Source organism: Ureibacillus sp. FSL W7-1570 (assembly GCF_038593265.1).
In the GTDB taxonomy this organism is placed as follows: Bacteria; Bacillota; Bacilli; order Bacillales_A; family Planococcaceae; genus Ureibacillus; species Ureibacillus suwonensis.
In genome coordinates, this window is record NZ_CP151979.1 from 2,805,756 (window position 1) to 2,828,212 (window position 22,457).

Here is a 22,457-nt window from a genome sequence, read left to right on the forward strand (position 1 = left end):
TCATCTCTTATCCGGAGATGATTTCTTTTGTCATGCCTATCGATTTATTTCTATAATGTGATTATAGAAATCTTTTTATTGTTTATAAATGATACAAAAGGATGAAGGCTATGAATATGAACATTCTTGTCACGGTCGATTCCAATTATCTCCACCCCTTAAAAGTCATGTTGAAATCATTGTTCATGAATAATCCAAAAGAAAGCTTCTCCATTTACCTTGTCCATTCATCCATACCCGTTCAGCAACTTGAATCATTGGAAACTTTTGTTTCCAGTGAAGGTCATGCGTTTCATAGCATTCAGATCGATGAGGATCTATTCAGTGAAGCGCCCACTCTGTTGCATTATACGAAAACCATGTATTATCGATTGCTCGCCCACAAAGTGTTGCCGCAAAATATGGAGCGCATCCTTTACTTAGATCCGGATATTTTAGTCATTAATCCAATTAGAGAATTATATGAACTTGATTTGGAAGGCTATCTTTATGCCGCGGCGGATCACCGGACAATGCCGATTACGGAAATCAACAAAATCCGGTTTAATCCTTTTGATTTGGAATGTTACTATAATTCCGGTGTTTTATTGATGAATTTGGCATTGCAACGGGAAGAAATTGATGAAAAGGAAATTTTTGAATTCGTAAGAAAATATCATTCCAAGTTGATCATGCCCGACCAGGATATTATGAACGCTCTTTATTCCAAGCGGATTAAAGGAATCGACGAAGTGAAGTACAATTATGATGCACGGTATTACAATATTTATAAGCTCAAAAGCAGCGGCGAAGTGGACATGGATTATGTTATGAACCATACCGTGTTTCTGCATTTTTGCGGGAAAAAGAAACCGTGGAAGAAAAATTATAGCGGAAAATTTCATTCCTTGTATAAACATTATGAAAAAATTACGAATGACACGATTCAGGCATTGGAAAGCATCCGTGCCGAATCTATCAATGAAAAAGTATTTTGATAGAACTTATCGATGCGGACAGTTCCAAAACCCTTGATAAAAAAGAGGCTTGATTCATCAAAAGAATCAAGCCCCTTTCAATAATCAGGATTCAACGCCTTCTTTTTTACAATACCTATGCTCAGAAGCGTAATGCCAATCACACCGCCGATAAATTGATCAATGTAGAAATCGCCATCCCGAAACAATCGAATGAAAAATCCACCGCCAAAAATGACGGTTAAAAGAATGCCAAAAGATAATAAACCATATTTCAAAAAAACACCACCCGTTTCGATTCTCTTGTTCAATATGACAACATGCAATTCCCATAAGATACATTTTTTGGAATGTTGTATACATAAAACAATAGACTATCAATCAGGGAGAAATCAATAGTCTATTGTTGTACTTTTCCTTATGAAGAAAAAGTTTGATATCTTTTATTACATAGCTGTCAATCCGCCATCGATTACAAATTCAGATCCGGTAGAGTAGGAAGATTCATCGGATGCAAGATACAGCACTAAATTGGATACTTCTTCCGGTTGAGCCATGCGTCCCACAGGAATTTGTTTTGCAAATTCTTTGATGACTTCCACCGCATCTCCTTGCGTAACCATTGGTGTTTCAATAACACCTGGATGAACGGAATTGACGCGGATGCCGAGATGCGCAAGTTGGAGTGCAGCCGCTTTTGTAAATCCGCGAACGGCAAATTTGGAATCTGTGTAGCCAATTGCTCCACCGACGATTCCGTTGATGGAAGAAATATTGATAATGGAACCGCCGCCAGCTTTTTGCATGGAAGGGACAACCGCTTTTGTGCCAAGAAATACGGACACTTGGTTAATATCAATGATTCTTCGGTATTCTTCCTCTGTTATCTCCATTAAAGATTTGCTCATGCTGATGCCGGCGTTATTCACCAAAATGTTCACAGGACCAAATGTGTTTTCCGCTTCTTCAATGACTTTTTTCCAATCGTCCGCTTTTGTCACATCTTGCTGTACAAATTTTACGTTTTCTCCCAACTCAGCTTCCAATGCTTTTCCACCTTCTGCATTAATATCGGTGAAAACGACTTTTGCCCCTTCTTTAACAAAACGGCGTACATGGCTGGCACCCATTCCACGGGCTCCACCAGTAACAATTGCCACTTTTCCATCTAAACGCCCCATCACAACCACTCCTTTTTTAATTTGTATACGCTTACATTTATTATAATAGGAAAAAATGTAAGTTACCAATCAAAAGTTTCTAAAATGAATGATGCTCGAAGATATGCTATAGTAACTTTATGACTTACGAAAGGATGTAACCTATGGCAAAAAGTTTAGTGTTGGCCGAAAAACCGTCAGTGGCGCGCGATATTGCGCGGGTGTTGAAATGCAACAAAAGCGGCAACGGCTATTTGGAAGGAAATCAATACATCGTCACTTGGGCACTGGGCCATTTGGTGACCCTTGCCGATCCCGAGCATTACGATGTGAAATATAAAACATGGAAGCTTGAGGATTTGCCGATGCTTCCGAATGAAATGAAACTGATGGTCATCAAGCAGACAGCGAAACAATTCAACAATGTGAAAACCCAACTTCACCGGAAGGATGTCGGCGAAATCATCATTGCGACTGACGCCGGAAGGGAAGGGGAGCTGGTGGCGCGGTGGATTATCGAAAAAGCGAAAGTCCGAAAACCGATCAAACGTCTCTGGATTTCATCGGTGACGGATAAAGCGATCAAAGAAGGGTTCAAAAATTTAAAACCAGGGAAACTGTATGAAAACTTATATGCATCCGCCGTTGCCCGGTCTGAAGCGGACTGGTATATCGGATTGAACGCGACACGGGCGCTTACGACAAAATATAATGCCCAATTAAACTGCGGGCGTGTGCAAACGCCGACTCTGGCCATCATTGCCGCCCGGGAGGAAGAAATCAAAAACTTTGTCCCGAAAGAGTATTATGGAATCCAGGCAATCGGCGACAAAGTGACCCTCACATGGAAAGATGCTTCCGGCAACACGCGGAGTTTTCATAAAGAAAAAATCGAATCCATCATCCAAAAGGTAAGGGGCAAAAACGCAGTTGTCACAGCCGTCGAGAAAAAGATGAAAAAATCCTACGCTCCCGCACTCTATGATTTGACGGAATTGCAGCGGGATGCCAACAAACTGTTCGGTTTTTCCGCAAAAGAAACGTTGAACATTATGCAAAGGCTGTATGAGCATCATAAAGTATTGACGTATCCAAGAACCGATTCCCGATATCTTTCATCCGATATCGTTTCTACCATTCCGGAAAGACTGAAGGCGTGCGGTGTTGGCGAATATCGGCAATTGGCCAATGAAATTTTGAAAAAGCCGATCAAAGCCAACAAAGCTTTTGTGGATGACGCAAAAGTCAGCGATCACCATGCCATCATCCCGACTGAACAGGTGCCGAATTTATCCAAATTTACCGACAAGGAACGCAAAATATACGATTTGGTGGTCAAACGTTTCATGGCGGTGCTTCTCCCTCCGTCAGAATATGTCCAATTGACGATTCATGCAAAAATCGGGGATGAAACCTTTATCGCCAAAGGGAAAAACATTTTGAATGCTGGCTGGAAAAAAGTATTTGCCAGCGATGTGTCGGAAGAGGATGATGAAGATGTTCGCGAACAAGTATTGCCGCCGATTGAAAAAGGGGATACGCTGTCGATTACGGGCATCCAGATGACAGAAGGGAAGACGAAGCCGCCTGCCCGCTTTACGGAAGCCACACTGCTTTCCGCAATGGAAAATCCGACGAAATATTTGGAATCGAACAACCGGAAGCTGGCGGAAACATTAAAATCCACCGGCGGACTCGGAACGGTGGCAACCCGCGCCGATATCATCGAGAAGTTATTCAACAGCTTCATGATTGAAAAACGCGGCGGAAAGGAAATCTACTTGACTTCCAAAGGCCGCCAGCTTCTGGACTTGGTGCCGGAAGATTTGAAATCCCCGGCTCTCACCGCCGAGTGGGAAATGAAGCTCGAGCAGATTGCAAAGGGCAAACTGAAAAAAGAAGCGTTCATCAACGAAATGAAACAGTATACAAAAGAAATTGTCCGAGAAATCAAAACGAGCGATAAAAAATATAAACACGAAAACCTTTCATCCAAAACTTGCCCGGAATGCGGAAAATGGATGCTCGAAGTGAACGGGAAGAAAGGGAAAATGCTCGTTTGCCAAGACCGGGAATGCGGCTATCGGAAAACCGTCTCCCAATTCACGAATATCCGCTGTCCAAATTGCCATAAGAAGATGGAATTGCACGGAGAAGGGGAAGGGAAAATTCTCGTTTGCCAATGCGGATTCCGTGAAAAATGGTCCACATTCCAAGAAAAGCGGAAGCATCAAACAAGCGGAAAAGTGGACAAGCGGACGCTCCAAAAATATTTGAAGAAAGAAAATGAAACCTTTTCGAATAATGCGCTTGCGGAAGCATTGAAACAATTGAAACTCGATCAATAAATGCATGAATGCATGGGCTAAAAAAGAAGGGGACGCTCCGAAAGGCTTTTTGCGGATGTCGGTGACGCTTCCGTCACAAAAAAATGGCGGAAAGCAGGAGGAGCGAAGGAAAGTTGACAAAAATTATAGGGGATCCGGAAAGTATTTGGCTTTCCGGATCCCCTTTTTTGAGTGCTTTGAATTTCAAACCAGGATGGGGTAAGAGTCCATGAATGGTTTGATGTTGACAGAGAGATTTGGAATGGCCAAAGAGTATCCATCATGTGCAATCTTTTCTATAAAGGATTTTTCAAAAATAAAGAAAAATCGGAGGGAAAACTCTTTCCCAACCGCTTTTCCTTTTTTTATTTTGTTGCATGAGGCAACCATAGAGTGAGGGAAGGTATATAGGTCAGAATCAACAAGACCACAACGGAAGTGACTAAAAACGGCCATAGAGATCTGACCAACTCGCCAATCGGCACTTTTGTAATGGAAGAGGCAATGAATAATCCGGAACCGACCGGGGGCGTTAAGATACCAATGGTCAAGTTGATGCAAATGATGATTCCAAAATGAATCGGATCCACATTATACAATGGAAGCAAAGGCATAAAAATTGGAACCAAAATAATCAATGCGGCAATACCATCCATAAACATTCCCAGAATCAAAAGGAAAATGTTCACGAGCATTAAAAATATCACCGTACTGTCCGAAATGGAAACCATCCATTCGGCAATGAGTTGCGGTACCCGTTCAAAAGCCAGCATCCATCCAAAAATATTGGCCATGGCAATCAAAATCGTAATGACTGCCGTTGTGGAAACAGTGTTAATTAAAATTCTTGGGATTTGTGAAAACTTAAGTTCCCGATAAAAGAACAGACCCACCAGCAGCGCAACGAAACTTGCAACGGCTGCAGATTCTGTTGCCGTAAAGGCACCGCTTAAAATGCCGACGATGATAATAAGCGGAACGGAAAGCGCCGGCAGTACACTTAAAAAGGAGCGAAACATTTCCCCAATCGATGCCCGCTTTTCTTTGGGCCAACTTTCTTTCAAACCAATGAAGGCAATAATGACGATGAAGGAGAGGCCCAACAAGATTCCAGGTATTACCCCCGCCTTGAACATGTCCGCAATGGAAGCTCCAGAACTGACACCATAAATAATAAAGAGCATACTTGGCGGGATGATTGGCCCAAGAAGCCCAGCTGCAGCTGTTGTCGCAGTACTGAAAGATCTGCTGTAGCCCGACTTCTCCATTTCAGGCACCATTGTCCGGCTCATCATGGCAATTTGAGCTGTTGCGGAACCGATAATGGCCGCCAGCATCATGTTGGCGGCCACGTTTACATATGCGAGTCCGCCTCGAAAATGCCCAATGAACTGTTTCGCAAAATTCACTAGCCTTTTTGTAATCCCGCCGAAGTTCATCAATTCCCCGGCGAGCATGAAAAGGGGAATTGCAAGTAGTCCGTAGTTTTCCATTCCGGAATACAGCCGTTGAGGGACTGTGATTAATAATGTCAAATTATCTGTGGTGAAAATATAGATGACAGTTGTAATTCCAAGAACATAGGCAATTGGGACGCCCAACAATAGCAATACAGCAAAAGCAATGAGCGCAATGATCAATGTAAGGCACCCCCATCTTCTCCCTTAAAGGTCTGGATTGTGTTATTGATGACATGGATCGTCGAAAAGGCAAAGGAAATTGGGATACTTAAGTAAAAATAGATTTTAGGCCAATTTAAAGCTGTTGATTTTTGAATGAAAATATTCGGTTTCATAATCCAATCCATTGCCAAGTAGAGAACATAGGCAACAAAGATTAATAAGATGAGGTTGCTGATGATCGTCAAATATTTTTTATACGTTTTCGAAACCGCATCAATGAATAACGTGATGGAAGGTGAGCTTTTTTCTTTCAAAACCATGCTTCCGCCAATGAATGTAATCCAGATCAAGCAGAAGATGGCCAACTCATCTGACCATAATAAAGGGCTTTTCAACACATAACGGAAGAAAAATCCTCCAACCATCGATATTAACAATGTCATCGCAAGAGTAAATGCCAACACTTTCTCAATGAAATAAACGACATCGCTGATTTTGTTAATAACTTTCAAAAGAACACCCTCTATCTATTACAAGATTCATTGGTAATCCAAAAAAAGGGGACTTGTTCCACTTATCCTTCATTTATAAGTTAGTCCCCGACTCAAAAAACTATTTATTGCTTTCAGCCTCTTCAATAAATGCTTTGATAATATCTGATTTCTCGGAAAATTCATTTCGAACTTCATCTGTTACTGTCTGGAAGGCAGAAGTATCAATATTTTCCAATACTTCAACACCGGCGTCTTTTAATGTTTGCAAATTGGATTCTTCACGTTTAATGGCTTCTTGCACTCCCCAGTCAACCGCATTTTTCAATGCTGTACGGATCATCTCTTGATCTTCCGGTGATAATGAATCATAAACTTGTTTACTCATTACGATGACAGTAGGGAATGTCATTTGGTTTGTTAAGGTTAAATATTTAGCCACTTCATAATATTTCTCAGTGACTAGAGCATCCAAATCGATATCAATGCCATCGATTACGCCTGTTTGTAAAGAAGTATAAACTTCACTCAGCGGCATTGCTGTCGGTCCAGCACCAACTTTTTCCCAGTAAGATTGCATGGCAGGGCTACCGATAATTCGGATCTTTTTCCCTTTCAAATCTGCAGGAGATTTCGCAAAGCCATCCGTCATCAAAACATGTCGGTTTCCGGCAAACATAAAGTCCAGACCCACCAGACCCTGGGAATTCAATTCCTCCAGCATTTGTTTTGCCGGTTCAGATTCCCGCAGTGCTATAGCTTCCTCTATACTTGAGAATAAATAAGGCATAAACCAGGCATTCAATGAATCTTGACGGGTGCTCATGTAAGCGTTTGTCATAAAGCCAAAGTCAATGGCACCGGTTTCTAATTGTTGCACCATATCCGCTTCCGTTCCCAATGTTGAAGCAGGGTGAATTTCAATATCAAAACGTCCATCCGAAAGTTTTCTTAATTCTTCACCAAATTTCTCGGCTGTTACGTTCCAGACGTGATTTTCCTGCACAACGTGAGCAATCTTAAATACGCGGGTTTCCCCCTCAGCCCCCGCATTTCCGTTGGATTCGGAAGAGTCGTTGCTTCCGCATGCAGCTAATGCAAGAACTAATCCCCCAATAAGAAAAGAAAAAAATAATTTTTTAAAACTCATAAAAATCCCCCTTGTTTGAATAAAAAATAATATGTAAAAGACTATTTGCAATAAAATCAATCTATCAATATTACATGATAGTCTTTGACAACATATTCAATTTTTTAAGTAAACCAATCGTAAAATCATTGTCCTTAAATAGAAAATTTCGTTTACGAAATTAACGTCTATTAATAGTGAACTTGATACACTAATAATATAAATTTGTCACAATAGTGTCAATATTTTTCACATTTCCAACTTAGAAAAATTGAAAACTTATTAGAAAAAAATGAGATAAAAGAGCAGAATCCCATTTGGAGATTCTGCTCTTATTTGTTTCATCATCTGAATGCCGCTTTAAATTCTCCGGTGATTTCTTGGAATCCATTATTAGATTCATATTTTTGTTCAACTTCCAGGTCGAAGCGTTCCATAATCGGCAAGTCGTTGACAGAGAACAGGTAAGAGTCCTCGGATGCCACATGTTCATACCAAGCCCAGTTCGGTACTACAAAATAGTCGCCTTGTTTCCAGTCGAAGCGCACACCGTTGATCACCGAATAACCGGAACCTTTGTGCACGTTATAAACCGTTGAATGTGTATGACGCAACGCTTTTGTATGGAAACCTTTCGGCAAAAATTGCATTCGGGTACCAAGAGTAGGGTTAGCCGATTTGCCAGTGGATGGATTAATGTATTCCACTGCATAACCGTGGTTTGGATCCGGATCGAATTCCATTAATCCTTTGATGGCATCGACTGTTCGCTGCCATTTGAAGTTTGCCAGTGGTGCAATTGTATATTTGCCATCTCCCAATGGGCGAACCATGCCGCCTTGGTAACGTTTTTCGCTGAAGTTGTCCGGCACTTCCGGACGTTGTAAACCGTCTTCTGTATCTTCGTATGGGTCAAAGAATGTACCGCCAATCGCAAATACGGTTGGAATGTCTAATGCATCCATCCATAACATTGGCTCGGTGCCAACATGTTCATGGCCATGCCATAAACCTTTCGGAGTGATGAGGAAATCTCCTTCCTCCATGAATACCCGTTGTCCTTGGACAATTGTGTATGCACCAGAACCTTTTGAAATAAAGCGCATGGCGTTTTGAGAGTGGCGGTGGGATGGCGCCTTTTCACCAGGCAGCAAGCTTTGGACAGCTACATAGATTGTTTGGGTTGTGGATGCCCACCCCCAAGGTTTGCGATAGGTCAAACCAGGATTTTGGAAATAGATTGCCCGGCGTTCACCACCGCGTTCAGGTGTAAAAATTTGGGTAGCTTCCGCCATTTTCTTCTCAATCAATTCACTGCTCCAAAGATAAGCTTCCGCTTGCGGAGTCGGTGTGTGATGCATGATTTCTGGAATCGCTTCCCAAAGTGGCCCAAGATGATACTGCTGAATGTCTCTCGTGAAATCGGTTACAATGGAACTTTTCATAAATTCTTTCATTTCTTGACTTACTTCACCCATGGTCATTCTCCTTTTCCAATTATTTTTTAAAGGGAGCAGCCGATAAGCTGCTTATACCAAATGGCTGGCATTAAACGTTTGCCGGTTGTTTGACAGCTTTCACTTTATTTTCAAGTACTCCAATCTTCTCGATTTCGATTGTGACAACATCTCCGTCTTTTAAGAATTGAGGAGGGTTCATGGCAAAACCGACGCCTCCAGGGGTACCTGTCAATATAAGATCGCCTGGCTCAAGAGTCAATAAGCCGGATAAGAAGGAAACCAGTTTTGGAACATTAAATACAAAGTCATCGGTATTGGTAGATTGTCTCACTTCACCGTTTACTTTTAAGACCATTTCAAGTCCAGCCGGATCGCCGATTTCATCCGCAGTCACTAAGTGAGGCCCCAACGGTAAAGAGCCGTCCACTGTTTTTCCTTGCAGCCATTGAAGGGTGCGGCGTTGAATATCGCGATATGTGACGTCGTTGGCAATGGTATATCCTGCCACATAATCGAGCGCATCTTCTTCAGAAACATTCCGTGCTTGTTTACCAATGACGAAAGCGAATTCCATCTCATAATCCAGCTGTTCAGAAATAGGATAGTATGGAATGTCATCTTCCGGACCGATAATCGTGTTGGCAAATTTTGCAAAAATGACTGGATGGGTTGGAATTTCTCGGCCCATTTCTTGAATATGTTTACGAAAGTTGTGGCCTACACAAATGATCTTTCCAGGTTTTTGAACAGGTGCTTCAATTTTCACTTCACTGCGGTGGTAAACCGCTTTTTTATCGGAATAATCAGGGTTTTCCAAAATGAAATCGATGGCTCCTTGTGCAAGTACCAATGATTCTTTTCCACCCTGGAACAGTTCATCTGTTATGGCAGGTACATATGCATGGGCAATTTCTTGATAACGGTATTTGCCTTGTGCTTTAAGCTGAGCCTGGTAAGCGCAGTTTAAATCGATCACTTGATTGTTTACAATTGCACCGGCGCGGATGTGTCCGTCTGCTGTAAAATTGACTAATTTCATTAATTGTCCTCCTAATTATAATTATAGAGAATCAAGTTCACTATTTATATAAAAATATTAATCTCTTGTAAAAATGTTGTCAATATTTTTTGTTTTCAGAAATATCCATGTAGAAATAAAAAACTCCCACCTTTAAAAGCAGGCGGGAAAAGATTTTTAAGGTTATTCACTTGAAACGGATTCGGAAAAACCGTATTGAGAGGAAATTTCCTTGCTGATGTTGATAATGTATCGGCTGACCGGATGATCCGATGAAGTGGGAATAGTTTGCGTATAGCCGACAATGGTGATTGCCCCCAGTAATTCCTTTTCAAAATTTAAAATTGGGACGCTGAAGGAAGATACATGGGTTACTAATGGTTCAATTTTTGAGACAAAATAAGTTTTTCTTGCCGTTTCGAATTCTTTTTGCAGTTCTTTTAATTGTGCTTCATTCAATTTTTCCATTTCGGAATCAAGCCATTTTTTGACCAGTTCATTATGGAAGGAAGCAAAAATGACTCCGGTAGATGAATGTAAAGGCAAGTTTGTTCCAATTTGCGCACCGATGTTAATTCCATATAATGCGTCTGAAATATAGGAAACCAGAGGACCGCCGACGGATGGCACCGCAAGTAGGGCGGTAAGACCGGTTTTCTCGCTGATTTTTTTCAAATACGGAATCACCACTTCCACGATTGAAGTTTGTCCCTGGGCAAGATTCCCCAATTGAATCAATTTATGTCCCAAAGAATAAGTATTGTCGGGATTTCGCTGAATCGCCCCGAATTCATGCAAGGTTGTCAAATATTTGTGCAAATTGCTTTTGGTCATTGATGTGATGTTTTGTATTTCTGAAAATTTCAATGGCTTATTATGGGTTGCGATGATTTCTAAAATGTTTAAACCGATTTCTAATGATTGAATCTTGTTTTCTTTTGACATAATATTCCTCCAACTACATCTGATGTCCGATATTATAGCAAATAATTGATTTAGAAAGAAATTTTAGAATTTTTCGATTTAAATATTGACGGATATTAGAATTGTATTATAAAGTTTTCTTAAAGAGAACGCTGTTCTCTAAAAATGGAACGATTGATTCAAACAAAGGGGTGGAGTTTTTTATGTCAAAAATTAGTGATGTGATTGTAGTAGGCGGTGGAATCGGGGGATTAGCCGCTGCTTTAGCTGCAAATGATGCGGGGAAATCTGTTGCGGTATTTGAACAGGCGCCGGAATTTGGAGAAGTGGGGGCAGGTCTGCAATTGGCGCCGAATGCACTTGAAGTGTTGGATCGCTTCGGGGTAAAGGAAGAAATATTAAAATATGCCGTATTGCCAAAAAGATTAGTATTAAAGGATATTTATTCAGGAAAAGAAGTGGCATCCCTTGATTTGGGAGAGGGATTCCAAAAAGAGTTTGGCCAACCTTATATCGTAATGCACCGTTCCGATTTGCACCGTGTGCTCTTTGAAGCATGTCAAAAACGGAAAAACATCAAATTTTTCACAAACTCAAGAATTCAAACTGCGGAACAAGAAAATGGCACTGTTACAATCATTTCTGAGAAAGGCGACAGATATTCAGCGGATGCCGTTATTGGTGCGGATGGGGTAAAATCGAATCTTCGCAAATTATTTGTTGACGATGCCCCGGTGAACTCGGAGTATGTGGCGTATCGTGGAACGATTCCGATCGAAGAAGTGAAAGATCAAGTGACGTTGGATGATGTGATTATGTGGATTGGTCCAAATCTTCACTTGGTGCAATATCCAATCCGCCGCGGAGAATTATTCAATCTGGTAGTGGTTTTCAAATCTTACGATACATCCGTGGAAGATTGGGGAACGCCGGAAGAATTATTCCGCCGCTTTGAAGGGGCACATCCGGATGCACATTATTTATTAAAATTCATCAATCGCCAGTTCAAATGGCAGATGTTTGACCGGGAACCGATTGACACTTGGTCAAAAGGCAATATAACATTGCTTGGAGATGCGGCTCATGCGATGTTGCAATATCTTGCACAAGGCGGCGTTCAAGCGCTTGAAGATGCTTGGTGCCTAAGAGAAAAACTGATTGAATGCGATACGTATGAAGAAGCGTTTAAAAAATATGAAAAAATCCGCGCTCCCCGTGCCGGCATGGTTCAACGGAGTGCCCGCAAGTGGGGGGAAATTATCCATGCGGAAGATGAAGTGTTAAAAATGGTGCGGGATGCAGTGTTCGAAAGACATAAACCTACAGATTATCATGTCGTAGACTTCCTATACGGCATTTTTAAAAAAGAAAAGGAAGTGTCCGGCATTCAGTGATATATGGAACAAAAATGAGGCTGGGACATAACTAATAAAGTGAACGAGCTGCAAAAAGAATTTTTGTAAAAAATTGATTGGAGTGACGGGGCGAGTGCTCCTGTCGCTCCGCTTTCGTCGCAAAGCAAAAGCTTTCCTGCGGGAACAGCCCGAGTCTCGAGACCCCGCAGGAGCGAAGGATTGAGCTCCGAGGAGGCTCGAGCCGGGCCCGCGGAAAGCGTCCCCGGAACGGAAATCAATTTTCTTCAATTATCAAAAAAACACCATTTTCTCCCGGGAGAAAATGGTGTTTTTTATCTTTTGTCCCAGCCTCATTTTTCACTCTTATTCATGATAGCCGTAAATTCTTGACATTTCCTTGCATATGTCGATGACTTTTTGAATCATTTCAACTTTTGGATCGTTCGGGATGTTTTCCGTAAACCCGATTACCGCAACAGCGGCTATAATTTCATTTTTGTAATTTAAAATCGGCACGCCGAAAGAAGATACATGATTGACAAGCGGTTCCTTCGCAAAGGCTACATGGGAGCTGCGGATTTCCTGCAATTCTTTATGAAATTGTTCCTCAGAAAAATTCGGAATCCTTTCTTGCTCCAGCTTAATCCATTGGGCCACTTCTTCGTTCTTTGAATAGGCGGCAAACACTTTCCCGGCGGCGGATAAAAGAGGCAGTTTTGTGCCGATTTGGGCGCCGATATTAATGCCGTAATTGGTATTCCAAATATTTGTAATCACCGGGCAATCATTTAACCAAATGGAAAGAGAAGTGGACATCTGCGTAATATTGCTGATTTCTTTGAAGTACGGAGATAATTTGCTTGTGATATCATGATTTCTCATGGCTGCATTTCCGTATTCAAGGAGTTTGTAGCCAAGAGAGTAGGAACCTTGTCGATCCCGATATAACAGGTCAAGCTGTGTTAGTGTGTTCAAATATTTATAAAGGTTGCTTTTGGATATACCTGTTTTTTGCTGGAGTTCCGTAAATTTCACCGGAACGTCGCTTTGTGCGACGACATCAATGATTTTAATCCCTTGACTAAGTGAACCGATAGTTGAAGGAGATTTTGTCATAAAAATTGTTCCTTTCTGGTGTAGGTTGTATTCATTGCGTATTCATTAATAATAGTTTAATATTTTATGATATATATTATCAATATAAGGGGTAAAATTCACTATTTTGATAAAGGGGAGTTTGATATGGTTGTTCAAGTATTAAATGACAAACTGGTATCATTCAAAAACAGTATAGAGAAAATCATTGAAGTGCTGGAAAACACAGATGAAGAAAAGTTGTATATGAAGCCTTCCGAAAAGGAATGGTCCGCTATGCAAATTGTATCACATGTTTTGGAAGCAGTGGATTTTTGGGTGGCGGATTTAGAAGCATTGCTTATTGTACCAGGGGCCAAATGGGGACGCAATCACGAGCATGTTCGCCGTTTGGCAGCGGTTAGTGATCAGGTGGTATCCCAATTGAAAAAAGAAGAAGCGGTTGAAAAACTAAAAAATCTTGTTCCTAAAGTTGAACAGGTACTGTCAAAAGTGAAGGAAGAGGATTTAGAAAAAACCGCGCCCAGCTATAATCCAAAGTTTGATGGCAAACCGTTGTCTTTTTTAATCGATCACTTAATTATCGATCATGTGGAAAGTCATTACGGCCAAATGGTACGTCATCTTGAAAAAGTGAAGTAAGTGGCAAGGGGAAAGATCGTTTCGGTAAGGGACGGTCTTTTTTCATGAAGACGATCCAACCCGCTCCAGGAAAATCTGATATGATAGGTATTGCATGAATGGAAATTGAAGGTGATGAAAGGTGACGAAAAAGAAAATCGCAAAAACCAATGCTATTCGGTTATTGGAACAAAAAAAGGTGCCTTTTCAATCCATTGCTTATGAGTCGGAGGGGGCAATCGACGGGGTATCGGTGGCGAAGAAAATAGGGCATCCGGTGGACCATGTCTTCAAAACCCTTGTGACGACGGCAGGGGCTGGAAAAATGTATGTGTTTGTAATCCCCGTGGAAGCGGAGTTGGATTTAAAAGCGGCTGCAAGGGTGGCCGGTGAAAAGAAAGTGGAGATGTTGCCTTTAAAAGATTTGCTGGGGACAACCGGCTACGTGCGCGGAGGCTGTTCACCCATCGGCATGAAAAAGCTGTTTCCGACATTTATTGATAAGTCCGCGGAAAATCTTGATTACATCATCGTCAGCGGAGGAAAAATTGGATTGCAAATTCAATTGGCCCCAATGGATTTGGCAAATGCAGTAGATGCGGATTTTGCTTCTGTTACAAAAAAATAGATTTTTTCGTAATGAAGAAGGGGCAGGAAGTTCTGTTCCAGGAACGTGTTGACCATTCAAAAAATGCCGGTATGGCTCCAGCGGCATGTGGAAAATGTTTGTTTGGAAGCAGGGGTAGAAAGATTTAGATAGAAAGAAGGGCTTGAAGGATGAGGAAAGTTTATTCATGGCGTTGGGGATTTTACATCGCCGGTTTAATCATTATGGCGTTGGGAATTGCGATGGTGATTAAAGGAGAAGAAATCGGGGTCAATGCGTGGGATGTGTTGCATATCGCTTTATATAAAACAATCGGATTATCGATCGGTTCCTGGGTAATTATAACGGGGCTTATCATTGTTGCCTTTACTTCGCTCATGTATAAAAGTTTTCCAAAAATCGGCACATGGTTAAACATGTTGTTGACAGGCGTGTTCATCGACTTCTTTTATTGGCTTTTGCCTGAAGCGGAGAATTTTTTCTTCCAATTGATCTATTTTTTGATCGGCATTTTTGTTTTAAGTTTTGGCACAGGGATGTACATTTCGCCAAATTTAGGATCGGGTCCACGGGATGGATTGATGATGTGGATTGTTGAAAAATTGGGGGGAAGCATTAAAGTTGCCCGCATGTCCATTGAGTTGATCGTTGCTGTGATCGGATGGATATTGGGTGGCCCCTTTGGCATCGGCACGGTCATTATTGCGGTTGGATCCGGCTATATTGTGCAATTTGCATTGCCTTACTTCCAGAAACTGCTATTAAAATGTATAGGGGAAGAAGCGATGGAAGGGGAGAAACCGTTTATCCATTAGAAATGATTCACTGCTTTTTTAGAAAGAGACCCAAGAAATTTTTATCCCTTTCTTGGGTCGGATATATTTATTTACCGTATTTTTTTGCCGAGAATCAGTAAATCCCGCTTAACCCCATCCAATTCCGCCACTTCCGGCAAATGCCCCCATTTTTCAAAGCCGAAACTGTAGAATAGTTTAAGGCTTGGTTCGTTGTGTCCAAAGATGAAAGCAAGCAGCGTGTCAATTTTATACTTAGGGCATTCCTCGATCACCTTGCTTAAAATCTTTTTCCCCAGTCCTTTTCCTCTATAGGTTTCATGAAGATAAATGCTGACTTCAACAGTGGCATCATAAGCAGGTCTCCCATAGAAAGACTGAAAACTTACCCAACCACAAATATCTTCTTCAAATTCCACCACCCATAAAGGTCTCTTTTCAGGATTATGGCTATAAAACCACTGTAATCGATCCTCCACTGTTACAGGTTCCGTATCCGCAGTGACCATTCTGCTTGGAATCGTCGAATTGTAAATCTCCACAATGATTGGCAAATCTTCAAGGGTCGCAATACGAAAAGTCACTTCATTCGTCACATTAATCATCCTTTATTATTCATTGGTTTTCATTCAATCAACGTTTGGATGCCGGTGGAAAGGGTTTGCACAAGCCGAACATATGAAATTGTTGTTTTCCTTCATTCCAATCGTTTCTATTACCAGTATAAAATAAAACAATTTCGAAAGGGAAATGGCTCCCCATTATTGTCCGCCATAACCGAAAGTTCCAGCAAGGGGGAATTTTTAAGACCTTTCAACAATTACGCTACCAATAGATAAATCAAAAATCGATGGACAATTCAATGAAGGGCGGGAGGGATGATATTGAAGGATAAAAAAATAATGCAAAAGGTGGGAGTTATTTTGTAAGGACTGGGGTTCTTCCTGGTCAGATGAAACTTTTCGCTTGCGCAGATTAAGATCCCCTTTGGACGCCAAGAAAAAGAAAGAGGCTGGGACAAAACCCCCTCTAAAATGGAAACAGCCCATGAAATTTTGGAATGAAATTTCATGGGCTGTTTTTCATTTTTTCAATAAAAAATAAGGACCTCTTCTGTTAAAATTAAGTTAGCACACAAAACCTAACAGAAAGAAGGGTCCTTATGTTCAAATATTATAACATGAATCAATTAGTTTTGCCTCTAGATTTAGAAATAAAATTACAAGAAAATGATATTGCCTTCCACATTCACCATTTAGTTGAAAGTATTCCAGATGAAGCCTTCCAGCCGTTTCTTCGAAATACAGGTTGTCCTGCTTATCATCCACGCATGATGCTAAAAATTATTTTGTGTGCCTATTCGCAGTCTGTCTTTTCAGGTCGAAAAATTGAAGCGCTATTAAAGGACAGTATACGAATGATGTGGTTGGCACAAGGATATGAACCAAGTTATCGGACGATCAATCGTTTTCGTGTGCATCCGGAAGTAAAAGAATTAATTCGTCAATGTTTTGTCCAATTCCGTTGCCAACTGGTGGAAGAAAAGTTAATCGATCAAGAAGCCATTTTTATCGATGGTACGAAGATTGAAGCGAATGCCAATAAATTTACTTTCGTATGGAAGAAATCCATTGAAAAATACAACCAAAGCTTAATTGAAAAATCCAATCAGCTCTACAACGAACTGTTAGAGAAGGAAATCATCCCTGAAATGGAGCGGGAAAATGAGGGAGAACTGTCCGTTGAAGAACTCGCTCAAATGGTGCAACAAGTCGATGAAGTGATTACGGAATATGACCAAAAGATAGAAGCATCGCCCGATGCCACAGAACGAAAAGCATTAAGAAGCGAACGGAAATATCCGAAGCGAGTGTACAAACAGTTGATTGACTTGATTTTACGTAAACAAAAGTATCAAAAAGACTTCGAAATCTTGGGTGAACGGAATAGTTATTCCAAAACAGACTTAGATGCGACGTTCATGCGAATGAAAGACGACTATATGAAAAACGGTCAATTGAAGGCTGGATACAACGTACAAATCGCAACAGAAGGTCAATACGCACTAGCTTATAGCATCTTTCCAAATCCTACTGATACACGTACATTAATTCCGTTCTTGAATAAGATAGAAAAGGATTATTTTCCGTTGCCAAAGTATATTGTCGCAGATGCTGGTTATGGTAGTGAACAAAACTATGAAGACATCCTTTCGAATCGAAAATGTGAGGCACTCATTCCATATACCATGTATGAGAAAGAACAAAAGAAGAAATATAAACAAAATCCATTTCATCCAGACAATTGGATGTACGACGAAGAAAGTGATACCTACATTTGTCCAAATCAGCAGCGAGTAACCTTCCGTTATCGTTCTGTACGTACAGATAAGACTGGTTTCAAACGAGAATTGAAAATCTATGAATGTGAAAACTGTTCAGGATGTCCATTTCGTTCATCATGCACAAAAGCAAAGGAAGGCAATCACCGAAAGGTCATGGTGAATGAAAAATGGGAACAACAAAAAGAATATGTAAGAGCGAAGCTTTCAGAAGAAAAAGCTGGTTCTATTTTCCGTCAACGTAAAATAGACGTAGAACCAGTTTTTGGATTCTTGAAGGCTAATTTGCGTTTCACTCGATTTTCCGTTCGAGGAAAATCGAAAGTGGAAAATGAAATGGGCATTGCCTTAATGGCCGTGAATTTACGAAAATACACGGCCAACAAAGATCAACTAACCAAAAATAATGGGGATAAATGGAAAAAGGAGAATTTGAGTTGGCTCAAATTCTCCTTTTTCCTATCTAGAAGCTAGTTTTGTCCCAGCCTCTTCCCGTGTAACAGGAGGGTTATATTAAAGCGGACAACAGAATTAACTGTAGACCGCTTCAATACCTAAAGATTTCAGAATTTCCGCTTTCATGCGGGCAAGGGTTTCGCTGCCGCGGTTTCTGGGCCGCGCTTCCTCGATGCGGAATTCCCGCTCCACTTGCCCGGGTTTTCCGGATAAGACGATGATCCGGTCACATAAGTATAAAGCTTCATCGATGTCATGAGTGACAATCACCGCCGTTAACTGCTGCGATTTCCAGATTTTCAGCACCAAATCTTGAAGTTGCATTTTGGTAAACGCATCGAGCGCACTGAAAGGTTCATCGAGAAGGAGCAGGCCTGGATTTGTTACAAGGGCTCTGGCGATCGCCACCCGCTGCGCCATTCCGCCGGATAATTGTTTGACATATAAATTTTCCGCATGTTCGAGTCCCACTTCTTTCAACAGTTCCCGAGCGGCAGCGGTGTTTTCTTTTTTATTTCCATTCAGGCCAAACTGGACATTTTCAAGCACTGTCAACCATGGAAAAAGCCGCGGTTCCTGGAAGACGACCCCGATTTCTTCGTGGGGTCCCTGAATTTTATCGCCATTGATGAGAATGTCCCCGCTATATCCTTGATCGAGACCGGCAATGGCTTTCAAAATGGTACTTTTCCCCGAACCGCTTTTTCCGAGCAGCCCGATGATTTCGCCTTTTTCCACGGAAAAGGAGACATTCCGCACGCCGTTATCGCCTTCGAAAATGCGGTTGAGTCGATTGATGGTAAGCATGTTTAACCTCCTATCGCGCTAGTATCTCGCCATGCCAATACTTTATTTTCAATAATTTTCACAAACCAGTCCGTCAATTTGCCGACAATCGCGAACAACAAGATGCTGGCAATGATGATGTCGGGGGAGGAAGAGTTTTGCCCGATCACCAGGAGATATCCCAATCCTTCGCTCGCTCCCATCAATTCGGCGGCAACGACGAACATCCATCCCAACCCAAGGCCGCTACGGAGTCCTGTGAAAAAGGAAGGGAGGCTTGCCGGGAAGATGATGCGTTTGACCAATTGGAAATGGCCCAATCCATATACTTTTCCGACTTCAATCAATTTCCGGTCCACGTTCAAAATGCCGCTGACGATGTTCAAATAAACAGGGAAGAATACCCCGACGGCGATCAAGCTGATTTTCGATGCTTCCCCGATGCCCATCCATAAGATGAAGAGGGGCACCCAGGCCAAGGAAGGAATCGATTTGAATGCCTGGATAATCGGATCAAAAATTTTCTCGGCTTTGCTGTAAAATCCGACAATGGATCCCAACAATACGGCTGCCACAGTACCGATGAAAAACCCGATGCCCACCCGGTAAAAAGTGATACCGACATGGGACCATAAAGAACCGTCTTGCACTAAACGCACAATCCGTTCAATGACATTTCTTGGGGAAGGGAGCTGGTAAGACGGTATAAATCCTGTTTCCGTTGCGGCCGTCCAGACGGCAAGCAGCAGGGCGGGCAAAATGAAGCCGAGCCATACATTCGAATTTCTTTTCTTTTTGGCCGATTTTTTTGTTTCAATAGAAAGCGGGATTGTTTGGGATATTCCGGATACTTTTTTACTCAATTTTAGTAAACCTCCTTATTTACTTACTTTTTTAGCGAAAGAAGGATCAATCAATTCATCGATATGTTTTGTCAAATCCGCTTTCTGATCGATGACACCCGCTTTTTGCAAGATATCTCCGGCTGCATGAAGAGCTTCTTTTTGTTCGTTGGATGGGATGTACGTATCAAATTTTGTGCGTTCCAATTGTTTTTTCGCTATGTCCAGATCGATTTGAGCTTCTTTTGCGATGATTTCCGCCGCTTCATCCGGATGCTCAAGGATCCATGCACGGGCTTTTTCATACAATTGAATCACTTTTTCCACCGCTTCCGGATGTTTCTCCGCAAACTCTTTCCGGACATTTAAGAAATTATACGTATTGAAATCAATGTTTCGATAAAAGATCTTCGCACCGGATTTCAATTCGGCTGTTGCCATGATCGGGTCAAGGCCGGCCCAGGCATCCACATCGCCTTTTAATAAAGCCTGATAGCCGTCTTGGTGCTGCAAGTTGACAAATTGAATATCCTTTTCGGATAAACCGGCTTCATTCAATGCGCGAAGCAGGAAGATGTATGGATCTGTTCCGTAAGTGGCGGCTACCTTTTTACCTTTCAAGTCTTCCACGCTTTGAATGGAAGCATCTTTTGTGAGAAGAGCCGTCCATTCAGGAGTGGAGGTAATATAGATGTTTTTGATCGGCACATCTTTTGTTTTGGTAATTAGTGTCGCCGCACCGGCTGCCGATCCGAAGTCAATGCTGTTGGAAGTCAAGAATTCCAGCGCTTTATTGCTTCCTTGGCTTAATGTCCATTCGACTTTGACGCCTTCTTTTTCAAATTCTTCCTCCGCCCAGCCGTTATATTTTAATATGAGACTGGTAGGAGAGTAATAGGCATAATCCAAACGGATGGTTTTCAATTCTTCATTCCCGGAAGCATTGCTTGATGAGCATCCTTGAAGAATGAGGGTAAGAGCAAGAATTAAGGTTAGCACTATGGCAATGTTCTTTTTCAACGAAAACACTCCTTCTAAATGGTTTGTAAGACTGCTTTTTGCAATGCTTGATTTAAGTCTTCTTTAATATCTTCAAAGTCTTCAATTCCGCAAGAGAGGCGGATCATTTCTTCTGTAACCCCGGTTTTTACCAAATCCTCTTTTGACAACTGCTGGTGAGTGGTTGTCGCGGGATGGATGATCAGGGATTTGGCATCCCCCACATTGGCAAGATGGGACCAGAGCTTTGTTTCATCCAGTACTTTCGCGGCCGTTTTCCGGTCTCCTTTCACACCGAAAACAACAATTCCGCCAAAACCGTTTTTAAAATACTTTTTGGCATTTTCATAGGATTCATGACCGGAAAGTCCCGGGTATCGGACCCATTCCACCGCTTCATGCTGCTCTAAATATTGTGCAAGTTTCAGAGCGTTTTCACAGTGGCGCTGCATGCGGAGGTGCAACGTTTCAAGGCCGATCAATAACAGGAAAGCGTTAAAAGGGGATAAAGAAGCTCCATAATCCCTTAAAAGCTGCGCTCTCACTTTTGAGGCGAAGGCTTCACGGCCGAATTTTTCGTAAAAGCGCACACCGTGGTAAGTCGGATCGGGCTCCGTAAATTCCGGGAAACGTCCGGAGTCCCATGGGAAGTTCCCGCTGTCAATAATGACACCGGCAATGGCAGTGCCATGTCCGCCAATCCATTTTGTTGCGCTATGGATGACGATGTCTGCTCCCCATTCAATCGGCTTTGTAATATAAGGCGTTGTAAAGGTGCTGTCAATCACAAGCGGAATGCCATGAGCATGGGCCACTTTGGCGGTTTCTTCGATATCCAAAACATGCAGGCTGGGATTACCGATTGTTTCTGCGAAAATCGCCTTTGTTTTATCGGTGATTTTTTCTTCAAATTGTTTTGGATCGGTGCCCGGCACAAAAATGACGTTAATGCCGGCCCTTCTCAAAGTGGCATCCAACAGATTATATGTACCGCCATATATATTGGAAGAAGCGATGATTTCATCGCCTGGTTTTGCCAATGTCAATAAAGCCAATGTGATTGCCGCTTGGCCGGAAGAAGTCGCAATGGCGCTCACTCCGCCTTCAAGGGCAGCCATCCGTTTTTCGAAGACATCCACCGTCGGATTGCTCATTCGGGAATAAATGTGACCATCTGCTTCCAAAGCGAATAGTTTGCTGGCATGTTCGGCACTTTCGAAAACATAGGAAGTGGTTTGATATATAGGAACAGCTCTTGAACCATAGTCGCTGTCGGGCGCCTGGCCGTGGTGTACAGCAAGGGTATCAAATCGGTATTCAGTCATTGGAAATGTCTCTCCTTCGAGTAGTGAATTTTTTGAACATTTTGTTATCGACCATGATATATCACATTAATCCAATGTGTCAACTATGTTTTGTAGGAAAAATACTATTGAATTAAATAGAGTAATGTGATAGGATTAGTGCAATTAAA

General features: G+C 41.8%; 21 protein-coding genes. 7 read left to right on the forward strand and 14 right to left on the reverse strand.

Annotated elements, in window-relative coordinates:
• Positions 1 to 110 precede the first annotated feature (110 nt).
• Entirely contained in the window at positions 111 to 977 is an 867-nt protein-coding gene (locus tag NST13_RS14005) for a glycosyltransferase family 8 protein (RefSeq protein ID WP_342580851.1), read from the forward strand.
• Between the two features lie 77 nt (positions 978 to 1,054).
• Here NST13_RS14005 and NST13_RS14010 read toward each other — a convergent pair whose 3' ends face one another.
• Positions 1,055 to 1,234, reverse strand: coding sequence for a hypothetical protein (locus NST13_RS14010; RefSeq protein ID WP_342580852.1), 180 nt, complete (start codon positions 1,232 to 1,234; stop codon positions 1,055 to 1,057).
• A 168-nt stretch (positions 1,235 to 1,402) separates the two neighbouring features.
• A complete protein-coding gene (locus NST13_RS14015) occupies positions 1,403 to 2,137 on the reverse strand; it encodes a glucose 1-dehydrogenase (RefSeq protein WP_342470440.1) in 735 nt (244 codons plus the stop codon).
• Positions 2,138 to 2,280: 143 nt separating this feature from the next.
• On the opposite strand from NST13_RS14015, the gene NST13_RS14020 reads away from it, so the two are divergent.
• The gene (locus NST13_RS14020) at positions 2,281 to 4,464 is read left to right on the forward strand and encodes a DNA topoisomerase III (protein WP_342580853.1); all 2,184 of its coding nucleotides are present in this window, start codon (positions 2,281 to 2,283) and stop codon (positions 4,462 to 4,464) included.
• A 344-nt stretch (positions 4,465 to 4,808) separates the two neighbouring features.
• Here NST13_RS14020 and NST13_RS14025 read toward each other — a convergent pair whose 3' ends face one another.
• The 6 genes from NST13_RS14025 to NST13_RS14050 form a co-directional block, all read right to left on the reverse strand.
• Complete coding sequence (locus NST13_RS14025) at positions 4,809 to 6,083, reverse strand: TRAP transporter large permease (protein ID WP_342470438.1); 1,275 nt, start codon at positions 6,081 to 6,083, stop codon at positions 4,809 to 4,811.
• Positions 6,080 to 6,577, reverse strand: a complete 498-nt coding sequence (locus tag NST13_RS14030) for a TRAP transporter small permease (protein ID WP_342470437.1) — start codon at positions 6,575 to 6,577, stop codon at positions 6,080 to 6,082. Before NST13_RS14030 ends, NST13_RS14025 begins: the two co-directional genes overlap by 4 nt.
• Before the next feature lie 100 nt (positions 6,578 to 6,677).
• Complete coding sequence (locus NST13_RS14035) at positions 6,678 to 7,706, reverse strand: TRAP transporter substrate-binding protein (RefSeq protein WP_342580854.1); 1,029 nt, start codon at positions 7,704 to 7,706, stop codon at positions 6,678 to 6,680.
• Between the two features lie 323 nt (positions 7,707 to 8,029).
• The gene (locus NST13_RS14040; RefSeq protein ID WP_342470435.1) at positions 8,030 to 9,163 is read right to left on the reverse strand and encodes a cupin domain-containing protein; all 1,134 of its coding nucleotides are present in this window, start codon (positions 9,161 to 9,163) and stop codon (positions 8,030 to 8,032) included.
• A gap of 70 nt (positions 9,164 to 9,233) precedes the next feature.
• Positions 9,234 to 10,184 (reverse strand): fumarylacetoacetate hydrolase family protein, encoded by a 951-nt coding sequence (locus NST13_RS14045; RefSeq protein ID WP_342580855.1) that lies wholly within the window; start codon positions 10,182 to 10,184, stop codon positions 9,234 to 9,236.
• 162 nt (positions 10,185 to 10,346) lie between these two features.
• Positions 10,347 to 11,108 carry a helix-turn-helix domain-containing protein gene (locus NST13_RS14050; protein ID WP_342580856.1) on the reverse strand — a complete coding sequence of 254 codons (762 nt, stop codon included), beginning with the start codon at positions 11,106 to 11,108 and terminating at the stop codon, positions 10,347 to 10,349.
• A 182-nt stretch (positions 11,109 to 11,290) separates the two neighbouring features.
• Between NST13_RS14050 and NST13_RS14055 the strand changes: the two genes are divergently transcribed.
• Positions 11,291 to 12,481: an FAD-dependent monooxygenase gene (locus NST13_RS14055; protein ID WP_342580857.1), complete on the forward strand. Its 1,191-nt coding sequence runs from the start codon at positions 11,291 to 11,293 to the stop codon at positions 12,479 to 12,481.
• Between the two features lie 324 nt (positions 12,482 to 12,805).
• Here NST13_RS14055 and NST13_RS14060 read toward each other — a convergent pair whose 3' ends face one another.
• Entirely contained in the window at positions 12,806 to 13,558 is a 753-nt protein-coding gene (locus tag NST13_RS14060) for an IclR family transcriptional regulator (protein ID WP_342470429.1), read from the reverse strand.
• Between the two features lie 126 nt (positions 13,559 to 13,684).
• Between NST13_RS14060 and NST13_RS14065 the strand changes: the two genes are divergently transcribed.
• The 3 genes from NST13_RS14065 (at position 13,685) to NST13_RS14075 (ending at position 15,580) form a co-directional block, all read left to right on the forward strand.
• Positions 13,685 to 14,179, forward strand: coding sequence for a DinB family protein (locus tag NST13_RS14065; protein WP_342470428.1), 495 nt, complete (start codon positions 13,685 to 13,687; stop codon positions 14,177 to 14,179).
• A gap of 121 nt (positions 14,180 to 14,300) precedes the next feature.
• Positions 14,301 to 14,786, forward strand: a complete 486-nt coding sequence (gene ybaK / locus NST13_RS14070; RefSeq protein ID WP_342470427.1) for a Cys-tRNA(Pro) deacylase — start codon at positions 14,301 to 14,303, stop codon at positions 14,784 to 14,786.
• Positions 14,787 to 14,935: 149 nt separating this feature from the next.
• Positions 14,936 to 15,580 carry a YitT family protein gene (locus NST13_RS14075; protein ID WP_342470426.1) on the forward strand — a complete coding sequence of 215 codons (645 nt, stop codon included), beginning with the start codon at positions 14,936 to 14,938 and terminating at the stop codon, positions 15,578 to 15,580.
• Between the two features lie 71 nt (positions 15,581 to 15,651).
• On the opposite strand, the gene NST13_RS14080 is transcribed toward NST13_RS14075, so the two are convergent.
• Positions 15,652 to 16,155, reverse strand: coding sequence for an N-acetyltransferase family protein (locus NST13_RS14080; protein WP_342470425.1), 504 nt, complete (start codon positions 16,153 to 16,155; stop codon positions 15,652 to 15,654).
• 566 nt (positions 16,156 to 16,721) lie between these two features.
• On the opposite strand from NST13_RS14080, the gene NST13_RS14085 reads away from it, so the two are divergent.
• The gene (locus tag NST13_RS14085) at positions 16,722 to 18,374 is read left to right on the forward strand and encodes an IS1182 family transposase (protein WP_232019826.1); all 1,653 of its coding nucleotides are present in this window, start codon (positions 16,722 to 16,724) and stop codon (positions 18,372 to 18,374) included.
• Positions 18,375 to 18,431: 57 nt separating this feature from the next.
• On the opposite strand, the gene NST13_RS14090 is transcribed toward NST13_RS14085, so the two are convergent.
• The 4 genes from NST13_RS14090 to NST13_RS14105 are packed head-to-tail and all read right to left on the reverse strand — an operon-like array spanning position 18,432 to position 22,308.
• Positions 18,432 to 19,163, reverse strand: a complete 732-nt coding sequence (locus tag NST13_RS14090; protein ID WP_342470424.1) for an ABC transporter ATP-binding protein — start codon at positions 19,161 to 19,163, stop codon at positions 18,432 to 18,434.
• A 2-nt stretch (positions 19,164 to 19,165) separates the two neighbouring features.
• Positions 19,166 to 20,005 carry an ABC transporter permease gene (locus NST13_RS14095; protein WP_342470423.1) on the reverse strand — a complete coding sequence of 280 codons (840 nt, stop codon included), beginning with the start codon at positions 20,003 to 20,005 and terminating at the stop codon, positions 19,166 to 19,168.
• A gap of 15 nt (positions 20,006 to 20,020) precedes the next feature.
• Positions 20,021 to 21,004, reverse strand: coding sequence for an aliphatic sulfonate ABC transporter substrate-binding protein (locus NST13_RS14100; protein ID WP_342580858.1), 984 nt, complete (start codon positions 21,002 to 21,004; stop codon positions 20,021 to 20,023).
• Positions 21,005 to 21,018: 14 nt separating this feature from the next.
• On the reverse strand, positions 21,019 to 22,308 hold the full coding sequence (locus NST13_RS14105; protein WP_342470421.1) for an O-acetylhomoserine aminocarboxypropyltransferase/cysteine synthase family protein: 1,290 nt from the start codon (positions 22,306 to 22,308) through the stop codon (positions 21,019 to 21,021).
• Positions 22,309 to 22,457: the final 149 nt, after the last annotated feature.